Source organism: Alkalibacterium indicireducens (assembly GCF_039522005.1).
Classification (GTDB): Bacteria; Bacillota; Bacilli; order Lactobacillales; family Carnobacteriaceae_A; genus Alkalibacterium; species Alkalibacterium indicireducens.
This window is the reverse complement of record NZ_BAAADA010000087.1, coordinates 1-10518: the sequence shown is the minus strand read 5'-3', so window position 1 is coordinate 10518 and position 10518 is coordinate 1. Positions and strand designations below refer to the sequence as shown.

Here is a 10518-nt window from a genome sequence, read left to right as displayed (position 1 = left end):
GAGGGAGGGGCAAGTGTTTTTTGTCTTTTCCTTGATAGAACAACGGTTATAGACCTTTAAGAACAAAAAAAATTGACAGTAACAAACTGACTATGGGGGGGATGAGAATAAAGAAGACCCAAATCTCTGTACCCATACAAAAAAGTCGCTGCTACCTTTTTGAGTAGCAGCGACTTTATATTTAGATAAAAGATTACACGAGATTGATCAGGAAGTATTTTTTCTTACCTTTACGGACGATGATGAAGCGGTTGTCGTAGCTGTCTTTTTCGCTGACAACGTAATCAACGTCTTGTATTTGGCTGCCTTTCAGACGAATCGCTCCATTTTTTATATCTTCACGAGCCTGGCGTCGTGACGGCTCGATGCCTGTAATGTCAACCAGTAGTTCGACAAGATTGTGTTCACCCTTAGCAGCTTCAGATGAAGGGACATCTTTAAATGTCGTAGCGATCTGATCGGCTGTCAGGTCCTGAATGTCACCTGAGAAGAGAGCCTGTGAGATGCTGATTGCTTCATCCAGCGCCTCCTTACCGTGCACAAATCGTGTCATTTCTTCAGCCAGTGCTTTTTGAGCAGCACGTTTATGCGGCTCGGTCTCCACCTGCTCCGCCAGTTCGTCGATTTCATCCTTGGTCAGGAAAGTGAAGTATTTCAGGTATTTCACAACATCTCGGTCATCTTGATTGAACCAGAACTGGTAAAATTCGTATGGCGTGGTTTTATCCGGATCGAGCCAGATCGCTCCGTCCGCAGATTTTCCGAATTTGGTCCCGTCAGCCTTCAGTAATAGAGGAATTGTAAGGCCGAATGCCTTAGCCTCGGCACCTTCTTTTTTCCGGATCAGGTCCAGACCAGCAGTAATGTTACCCCATTGATCAGATCCGCCGATCTGCAGCTGGACACCCTCATTCTGGAATAGATGTAGGAAGTCGACTGACTGAATAATCTGGTAGCTGAATTCTGTAAAGGAGATACCGGTGTCAAGTCGGCTGGACACGACATCTTTGGCCAGCATCGTATTGATGTTGAATTCTTTTCCGAAGTCACGCAGGAAATCAAGGAAAGACAGACCGCTCAGCCAGTCGTAGTTGTTAACCAGCTTAATACCGGACTCTTCTGACCCTGCTTTGAAAAGCTTGCGCATCTGAGCACTCAGCTTATCTGCATTATCCATGATTTTATCCATTGTCTGAAGGACACGTTCAGAATTACGCCCGCTTGGATCTCCGATAGACCCTGTTCCACCACCAATCAGAATCACCGGTTTATGACCGGCAAGCTGGAATCGTTTAAGGATCATGAATGGGATCAGGTGGCCGACGTGCATGCTGTCACCTGACGGGTCGATTCCGCAGTAAAGGGCAATACTTTTCTCTTCAGTCAGGGATTTCAGCCCTTCTTCATCTGTCTGCTGGTTGATGGCTCCGCGCCATTCAAGTTCGTCTAGTATAGTCATTTTGAATCTCCTTTAATAATGTATTCTATTGGTCTAGATGATTGAAACACCATGTATAGTGTCAGTTGAAAATGGATGTGCTGCCATAGCTGTCATCCAGTACTCTGAATAAGTGCCAATATCGTTCACGTACCATACTGATGCAGTAAACCCCAAAATGAAGAATATCGTAATAATCATGGGTTTTGAACATAAGCAACCTCCTTAAATTCAAGTATCAGCTAAATAAAGATATAAAAAAAGCCCCACAAAAAGCCTATGCTTCATGTCGGGACGAACAGTGCCGTGGTACCACCCAGTTTAAAGTAGAAAAATCCACTTTCACTCATTCCCATAACGCCGGGATGCGTCTCTAGTGAGAGTGCTCCTAGGTGTAATTCGTGCCGTTCGTCCATACGGGTTTTCACCAGCCACCCGTTCTCTGAAATTACTATGAAACAGAACGCACTACTGTGCCTATTCATCGCTGAAATATTATAGTGGTCAGTATAAAGGATATAAAGGGAATAGTCAATATACTCATTTAGCTCATATCCAAAAGACAGGATTTTATGTTTTTATTAATAAATGTAAAACACTTAAAACTGGCAGATCATTTCTGGTATGTTAAAATATAGTTATGTTAGACGAGGAAAGGATGACTGCGCTTGGTAAAGAATAGAACAGAAACATTCAAAATGGAAACACACCCCCTGGCACCGGATGAGTCCGTTGTAACCTGGGAAAATTATCGGTTTACTGTACTTACCCCTGCAATGATCCGATTAGAACATCACCCTGAAGGGATTTTTGAAGATGAGGCAACTCAGACAGTCCTGAACAGAGATTTTGACACGCCCGAATATAATTTAAAAGAAACAGATGAATATATTGAAATCATCACCTCACATGTTCACCTGATGTTTTACAAGACCGAGGGTGGCTTTACACGAAATAATTTAAATATTGAAGCAATAGGTAATTACAGTCTGTACCACAGTACATGGTATTTTGGAGATAAACCTGATACCCTGAAAGGGACGGCACGAACCCTGGATTTCGCTGATGGGGCTATTGAACTGGAAGAAGGACTGATGAACAAGGACGGTTTTTCAGTTTTTGATGACAGTACATCTATGCGTCTGACAGAAGACGGTTGGGTAGAGAAGCGTCCGAAGAATGTGACTGACATGTATTTCCTAGGCTATGGTCGGGATTACCTAGGTGCCCTGAAGGACTATCATTATCTGACAGGAAAGACGCCACTCCTCCCGAGATACGCATTAGGGAACTGGTGGAGCCGTTATTACCCATACAGTCAAGACGGATACAAACGTCTGATGCTCGAATTTCAGGAAAGACAAATCCCATTTTCAGTGGCTGTCATCGATATGGACTGGCATGTGACAGATATCCCACCGGAATACGGATCAGGATGGACCGGTTACACTTGGAATACTGAACTGTTCCCCGATCCGGAAGAATTTCTGACTTGGCTCAAGGATAATGGCATGCGCACAACACTTAATCTGCACCCGGCCAACGGCGTCCAGCCATTTGAAGAAATGTATGAACCAATGGCTAAGGAACTCGGCGTCAATGCTGAAGAGAACGAGCCCATTCGGTTCGATATCGCCGATCCTGAATTTCTAGATGCCTATTTCAAGTATCTGCACCATCCTCATGAAGAAATCGGGGTAGATTTCTGGTGGATCGACTGGCAGCAAGGCAGTGTGACAAAAGTTGAAGGACTGGACCCACTGTGGATGCTCAATCACTACCACTTCCTTGATCATGGGCGAAACGGTAATCGTCCGCTTATTTTTTCAAGGTATGCAGGTCTCGGTTCACACCGTTATCCAATCGGTTTTTCAGGAGATACTGCCGCAACATGGGATTCTCTTCACTTCCAGCCTTATTTTACAGCAACAGCTTCCAATGTAGGCTACAGCTGGTGGAGCCATGATATCGGCGGGCATATGGGCGGAATCAAAGACAATGATCTGTTCGTCAGATGGGTCCAGTTCGGCGTCTTCTCCCCAATCAATCGTCTGCATAGTCAGAACGGGGAATTCAGCGGGAAAGAGCCATGGAGATATGGACAGAAAGCGGACCGCATCGTGACAGATTTCATGCAGCTTCGCCATCGTCTGGTTCCTTACCTGTATACTATGAATGTATTGAATCACTTTGATGACTTTCCGTTGATCAGACCGATGTATTATCACTATCCTTGGAAAGATGAAGCGTATGATGTACCAAATCAGTATTACTTTGGTACTCAGATGATCGTCGCGCCGATTACGACACCAACGAAAGATGATCTGCGGTTAGGAAAAGTGAAAGTCTGGCTGCCTGAAGGAAAATGGTACGATTTCTTTAACAACCGCAGCTATGAGGGCGACCGCATGCTTGACGTGTTCAGACCGATGTCCACTTTCCCTGTATTTGTGAAGGCTGGGGGAATTGTTCCGATGGATCAGAGTCATCAGAATCATATAGACAACCCTGAGAATATGGAAGTCAGAGTTTATGCCGGAGAAGACGGTAATTTCACGTTATATGAAGATGATGGACTAGGTCAGGGAAGCGAAGCCGCTACAACTAAGATGTCTCTGAAATGGAAAGAGAATGGAGACGAGTGGGCAATGTTCCAAATCAGCAGTCCTGAAGGGAATATTGATGTCCTTCCGAAAAACAGGCAGTTCACTATATCACTGACAGGATTCAAATGCACTCGAATGCCTGAAGTCCATGTCAATGATGATAAAGTGGAGGCCGAGGTGACACGGCAAGGAAAAGTTACTAAGATCGTGATCCCTGAGCAGCCGTCTGATGCTCAGTATACTCTATACTTTAAAGGTGTGGAACTTAAGAAAAACGATATGCATGGAGAACTCTTCCGATTCCTGGACCGTGCTCAAATCGAAGCAAGTGAGAAAGAGAACATTTACAGTACGGTCGTCAAAGGTAAATCGAGTGGGAGAGTAATCAGTGCACTGCTTGCTCTGGATATCGATCCGGACCTGATGGAAGCAATTAGTGAAATCGTCTGGGCAAATCCTGATGATGTCAGATAAATGAAGCGGATATAAAGAAAAGAAGTCATTCTTGTTTCTGGGTATAGGCCAGAGAAGAATGGCTTTTTCTTTTGAGTATAAAAACAATGGCTAAACAATAATTGATACTGTCTAGCTACACTACTCGCTAGCGCTCGGTCGATCTCAACAATAGTTGTACGTGCTAAAGCACTACAACTTGTAAGGACAAGTCTGACACCGTTCAAAAAAAGAGGGGTGGACCCATTGCGCAGGATGCTCATTCAGGGCCAAACCCACTATTTTTGAAGGTGCCAGGGCGGACTTGTTTCGCATTTCTTTTCATAATCATACCTACAGAAAGCAATACGTGATACAATAATAAGGAAGTAAAAAGGAAAGGGAACGGCTCAGATGACTAAAATCGTATTTTTTGATATAGACGGAACATTAGTGACTAAACGCAATACCATCCCTGAATCTGCAAAGAAAGCCATCGATCAGCTGAAAAAAAATGATGTCATTCCTGTGATTGCTACAGGACGGGCACCGATTCTCATTGAAGAAATCAGACAGGAGCTCGGCATCGAAAGCTATATTGCAATGAACGGTCAGCTTGTAATGCATGAAGGGGAAGTGATTTTTCATAATCCTATTCAGAAAGAGACTGTAGATCGTCTGACTGAGAAAGCAGTGGAACGCAAAAACGGGATCATTCTCTGTGGAGCGAAGGATATCTTCAGCAACTCGATTGTTACTCTGGCTAAAAGAAGTTCTGTGTGGACAGTTCTTAAAGGGCTAGGCAAGATCATACCAGGACACCTTCAGCTGTCTCTGTTCAAGCGTCTGATCAGAAAACCGCCTAATCCAGAAGAATATGAAGGTAAGCCGATCTATCAGGTTATTTTAGAAACATCCATGGATGAAGAGAAGCATTACAGTAAAGAGTTTCCGGAGCTGCATTTTGCACGTTCCAATCACTACACGGTCGATATTATCAGTGAAGGGATTTCCAAAGCTGTAGGAATCCAGAAGTTTCTGGAGAAGCTCAACCTCAATCAGAAGGATACCTATGCTTTCGGCGACAGTCCGAATGACAAGGAAATGCTGGACTACGTCAATACAGGGGTAGCGATGGGCAACGGCTGGGATGAAATAAAAGAGGCCGCAGATCATGTGACAGCACCAGTCGACCAGGATGGGATAGCTAAAGGATTAAAACACTTGGGTCTGATCTAAACCTGAACTTTTAGAGCGATATGAGCTGTGCTATACTAATCAAGTATACATGAGGCCTGACGATGCCTAAGATAAATCTAAAGGAGGACATTCACTTGTCTGAACGACAAACTTTTTATATAACAACACCAATCTATTACCCGAGTGGTAATCTTCATATAGGTAATGCCTATACAACAATTGCCTGTGATGTGCTGGCCCGATTTAAACGTTTAAAAGGATTCGACACGTATTACCTGACTGGAACAGATGAACACGGTCAGAAGATCGAAAAGAAAGCTAATGAGAGAAATCAGACCCCACAGGAGTATGTGGACGAGATGGCAGAAAGCATCCAGTCTCTGTGGAAAACACTGGATATTTCAAACGATCAGTTTATCCGTACGACACAGCCAGAGCATAAAACGGTGGTAGCAAAGATATTTGAGAAGCTTCTTAAAAAAGGGGACATCTATCTTGGGGACTACGCTGGCTGGTACTCTGTTTCTGACGAAGAATTCTTCACTGAAACACAGCTGACGGAAGTCTTTAAAGATGCTGAAGGTAATGTCACTGGAGGCATTGCGCCGAGTGGTCATGAAGTGGAATGGGTCAAGGAAGAGTCTTACTTCTTCAGAATGAGCAAGTATGCTGACCGTCTGCTTCAGTACTCTGAGGAGCATCCTGAATTTATTCAACCTGAATCACGTAAGAAGGAAATGATTAATAATTTCATCAAACCGGGACTTGAAGATCTGGCTGTGTCCCGTACGACTTTCGACTGGGGAGTGCCTGTTCCTTCGAACCCTAAACACGTCATTTATGTATGGATCGATGCGCTGACCAACTATATTACGGCTTTAGGATATGATCCGGAACTGGGCGGATTTGAAGACCAGCCCGAACAGTTCAGAAAATACTGGCCTGCAGACGTGCATATGGTCGGCAAGGAAATCGTCCGGTTCCATACGATCTACTGGCCGATCCTTTTGATGGCTCTGGATCTGCCTCTGCCGAAACAAGTATTTGGACATGGCTGGCTTCTGATGAAAGACGGCAAGATGTCCAAATCCAAAGGGAATGTGATTTATCCAGAAAAACTGGTCGAGCGTTATGGCGTCGATGCGGTCCGTTACTATCTGATGAGAGAAGTGACTTTCGGCAGTGACGGGGTGTTCACTCCTGAAGACTTTGTGTCCCGCATCAATTATGATCTTGCAAATGATTTGGGCAACCTGCTCAACCGGACCATTGCCATGATGAATAAATACTTTGACGGCCATATTCCTGCTTACAAAGGTGATGTCACCGACTTTGACGGTGAATTGAGACTGCAGGCACTGGAAACGATAGATGAGTATGACCTGAATATGAACCAGATGCAGTTCAGCTCAGCTCTCCAGTCTGTATGGAAACTTGTTTCCCGTACGAATAAGTACATTGATGAGACTCAACCTTGGGTTCTGGCAAAGGATGAAGAAAAGAAAGATCAGCTTGAAAGTGTCATGACTCACCTGGCGGAAAGTTTAAGAGTCACGGCAACCCTGCTTCAGCCGATCCTGTTGCACACAGCCAAATCTGTTGCCACCCAATTGGGACTGGACGAGTCTGACCTGACTTTTGATAAAGTGAATTTCGAACACTTCCCGGAAGGCAGACAAGTTGTTTCTAAAGGAGAGCCGATCTTCCCTCGTCTGGATGTTGAAAGTGAAGTTGAAGAAATCAAAAGCTGGATGGAAGCCACAGTAGAAACTGAAGAAGAAGAGGCATTTGACCCGGAAAAAACTCAGCTTACTTCTGTAAAAGAAAAGGAAATCAAGTACGATGTTTTCGATAAGGTCGAGCTGAAAGTAGCCGAAGTCATTGCTGTAGATAAAGTTGAAAATGCAGACAAGCTGCTGAAATTCAGGCTGGATGCAGGCGATGAAGGCGGACACCGTCAGATTCTGTCGGGCATTGCTGAGTTTTATCCTGAACCGGACAAGCTGATTGGTAAAAAAGTTGTGATCGTAGCCAACCTGAAACCACGAAAGATGCGTGGAGAAATCAGCCAGGGCATGATCCTGTCAGCTGAAGATTCTAAAGGCAACCTGACTGTTGTCGATGCGCCGGCACATATGCCGAACGGGTCTGTCGTAGCCTGATCTGACAGTCAAAAATTCCAGTAAAGCGGTGAGTGATCAACCTGCTTTATTGGAATTTTTTTGAGGATAGTGTATTCTGAACAGGATGACAGACAAAGAAGCATACAGGAAGGATAAATGAGATGTTATTTGATACACATACACACATTAATGTAGATAAATTTAAAGGTGAAGAGAACGAGATAATAAAAAGAGCCCATGAAAACGGGGTAGACCAGATTGCGATTGTCGGATTCGATTATCCGACGATCGATAAAGCCCTGGAACTGACTCATAGGCATGATGGGCTTTATGCCATTATTGGATGGCACCCTACTGAAGCTGGGACATACTCTGATGAAGTCGAAGCATATCTGATCGACAGGCTGTCGGATGAGACCGTTGTAGCCATGGGAGAAATGGGTCTGGATTACTACTGGGATACTGCTCCAAAATCCGTTCAGCAGGATGTGTTTCGTCGTCAGGTCCGTGTGGCAAAAGAGCTGAATCTACCGATCAGTATCCATAACCGTGAAGCGACTGAAGATACGTATAAGGTGTTGAAAGAGGAACATGCCGGTGATACTGGCGGAATTATGCATAGCTTCAATTTGGATACCTATTGGATGGAAAAATTTCTTGATATCGGTATGCACATCTCTTTGAGTGGAGTCGTCACCTTTAAAAATGCACCGGAAGTCAAGGAGGTCGCCCGGCATGTCCCGGCAGACAAACTGCTTGTTGAGACGGACGCCCCATATCTTGCTCCGATGCCGCACAGAGGCAAGCGGAATGAACCGGCTTATGTCCGGTATGTAGCAGAAGAAATTGCCTCACTTAGACAGATGCCCTTCGAAGAAGTTGCTCGACTGACCACTGAGAATGCACGTGATTTATTCAAACTGAAGGGGTAGCCGAGTGAAAAAACTGAAAGAGATTATAGTTGTAGAGGGCAGAGATGATACAAAGCGTCTGAAAATGTCTGTTGATTGTGACACGATCGAAACCAATGGATCGGCAATCAACGACCTGACCCTTGTTCAGATCGAGCATGCACACGAAACGCGTGGGGTCATCGTCTTTACCGACCCGGACGGTCCTGGTGAACAGATAAGGAAAATTATTTCTCAACGGATCCCCGGAGTCAAGCACGCCTTTCTGACAAGAGACGAAGCAAGAAAGCAGGGAAAGTCCCGTGAAAACATAGGGATCGAACACGCTTCCGTAACCGCCATAAGAGAGGCTCTGGACAAGGTAGTAGAAGAAAGAATTGATAATGCCCCAACCGTAACAAAGTCTTTCCTGATCAGACACAACCTGATCGGGACATCCGATGCCCGCCTGCTGAGAGAGAAACTGGGGAATCGTCTGCGCATAGGCTATACTAATGGAAAGCAGCTGGAAAAACGGCTGAATATGTTCGGGATTACGGAAAAAGAGGTAGCAGATGCACTTGAAGAGATTAGAAAGGAATCATCTCATGACTGAATATAGAGAAATAGCAACGCCTGTGAGAACAGCAGAGATACTAAGCAAATATGATCTGTCCGCCAAAAAAAGCCTGGGACAGAATTTCATTGTGGACACGAATATCCTTGGGAAAATTGTCAAGACTGGAGAGGTCACAAAGAAAACAACTGTGATCGAAGTCGGTCCAGGAATCGGAGCGCTGACCGAGCAACTGGCAAAAAAAGCTAAAAAGGTCATAGCTTTTGAAATCGATGACCGGCTGATTCCCGTCCTTGGTGATACCTTGTCCGCTTATAAGAATATCGATATAATCCATTCAGATGTTCTGAAAGTGGATCTCAAGGCATTTGAAGCAGAGTATCTGAGCGAGGCAGAAGAAGTTGTTCTCGTAGCCAACCTTCCATATTATATTACAACACCGATCATTATGCGTTTTCTGGAAGCAGGCCTGCATATTGACCGTATGGTTATGATGATGCAGAAAGAAGTAGCCAGCCGCATATCGGCATCTCCAAGTACGAAAGCCTATGGGTCGCTCTCAATAGCTGTCCAATACTACATGGATGCAGAGATTGCCTTTACGGTCCCTAAAACGGTCTTCATGCCCCAGCCGAATGTTGAGTCGGCAATCATCAAGCTGACTGAAAAATCGACAAGGCTGACCGATTTGAAAGACGAGCCCTTGTTCTTCAGACTGGTCCGGTCTGCGTTTGTGCAGAGAAGAAAAACATTATGGAACAATTTGACAAGTGTTTTAGGAAAAGATGAACATACGAAAGAGATTATTGCTAAGGCTCTCGAACAGGCTGAAATCGATCCAAAGCGAAGAGGCGAGACACTCGACATAGACGAGTTTGCCCGACTGGCAAATGCGTTGTCTGACTTGAATCTTGTATTCGAGGATAAAAAATAGTACGCTTAACAAAGAAAAACTCATGACACAATTAAATACGTTGACCCTGGGAGAGTTCTTGGCGGATAGCATTCCGTGAGTAGTTCTGAAAGTGGCGAATAAGCCTTATCCCTAACAGATCGTACTGGTCTGTCGTTACCTGAACTGGATGATACCAGCGGAGGGAATGGGTGAAGTATGATAAAAGATATGGGGCTTGTGGCCAGTGCGGCCCAGTCCAGTGTCTATACTGACACACAGCTTATTCTGTACTTTGAAAACCCCCGGCTATGCCGGGGGTTCAGGATAGCTTTCAGCGTGGGGTCAAAAAAAGCCTCA

8 protein-coding genes and 1 other annotated feature are annotated in these 10518 nt (G+C 44.8%); of the genes, 6 read left to right on the top strand and 2 right to left on the bottom strand.

Annotation, left to right across the window (positions count from 1 at the left end; translation table 11 throughout):
- Positions 1-193: 193 nt before the first annotated feature.
- Positions 194-1459 (bottom strand): tyrosine--tRNA ligase, encoded by a 1266-nt coding sequence (gene tyrS / locus ABFX15_RS05480; RefSeq protein WP_346024473.1) that lies wholly within the window; start codon positions 1457-1459, stop codon positions 194-196.
- Between the two features lie 61 nt (positions 1460-1520).
- A complete protein-coding gene (locus ABFX15_RS05475) occupies positions 1521-1652 on the bottom strand; it encodes a hypothetical protein (protein WP_281241333.1) in 132 nt (43 codons plus the stop codon).
- A gap of 73 nt (positions 1653-1725) precedes the next feature.
- Positions 1726-1932 (bottom strand) — a binding site (T-box leader).
- A gap of 174 nt (positions 1933-2106) precedes the next feature.
- Here ABFX15_RS05475 and ABFX15_RS05470 point away from each other — a divergent pair.
- From ABFX15_RS05470 to rsmA, 6 genes are all read left to right on the top strand, one after another.
- A complete protein-coding gene (locus ABFX15_RS05470; RefSeq protein ID WP_346024472.1) occupies positions 2107-4518 on the top strand; it encodes a glycoside hydrolase family 31 protein in 2412 nt (803 codons plus the stop codon).
- A 372-nt stretch (positions 4519-4890) separates the two neighbouring features.
- Positions 4891-5715, top strand: a complete 825-nt coding sequence (locus tag ABFX15_RS05465; RefSeq protein ID WP_346024471.1) for a Cof-type HAD-IIB family hydrolase — start codon at positions 4891-4893, stop codon at positions 5713-5715.
- Positions 5716-5810: 95 nt separating this feature from the next.
- Positions 5811-7838, top strand: coding sequence for a methionine--tRNA ligase (gene metG / locus ABFX15_RS05460; RefSeq protein WP_346024470.1), 2028 nt, complete (start codon positions 5811-5813; stop codon positions 7836-7838).
- A 122-nt stretch (positions 7839-7960) separates the two neighbouring features.
- Positions 7961-8731: a TatD family hydrolase gene (locus tag ABFX15_RS05455; protein ID WP_346024469.1), complete on the top strand. Its 771-nt coding sequence runs from the start codon at positions 7961-7963 to the stop codon at positions 8729-8731.
- Positions 8732-8735: 4 nt separating this feature from the next.
- Positions 8736-9305, top strand: coding sequence for a ribonuclease M5 (gene rnmV, locus ABFX15_RS05450; RefSeq protein WP_346024468.1), 570 nt, complete (start codon positions 8736-8738; stop codon positions 9303-9305).
- Positions 9298-10200 (top strand): 16S rRNA (adenine(1518)-N(6)/adenine(1519)-N(6))-dimethyltransferase RsmA, encoded by a 903-nt coding sequence (gene rsmA, locus ABFX15_RS05445; protein ID WP_346024467.1) that lies wholly within the window; start codon positions 9298-9300, stop codon positions 10198-10200. Before rnmV ends, rsmA begins: the two co-directional genes overlap by 8 nt.
- The last annotated feature ends 318 nt before the right edge of the window (positions 10201-10518 follow it).

Coding starts and splice junctions, on each gene's coding strand:
- ABFX15_RS05465 (WP_346024471.1), top strand. CDS start 4,891: ATGACTAAAATCGTATTTTTTGATATAGACGGAACATTAGTGACTAAA.
- ABFX15_RS05455 (WP_346024469.1), top strand. CDS start 7,961: ATGTTATTTGATACACATACACACATTAATGTAGATAAATTTAAAGGT.
- rsmA (WP_346024467.1), top strand. CDS start 9,298: ATGACTGAATATAGAGAAATAGCAACGCCTGTGAGAACAGCAGAGATA.
- tyrS (WP_346024473.1), bottom strand. CDS start 1,459: ATGACTATACTAGACGAACTTGAATGGCGCGGAGCCATCAACCAGCAG.
- ABFX15_RS05475 (WP_281241333.1), bottom strand. CDS start 1,652: ATGTTCAAAACCCATGATTATTACGATATTCTTCATTTTGGGGTTTAC.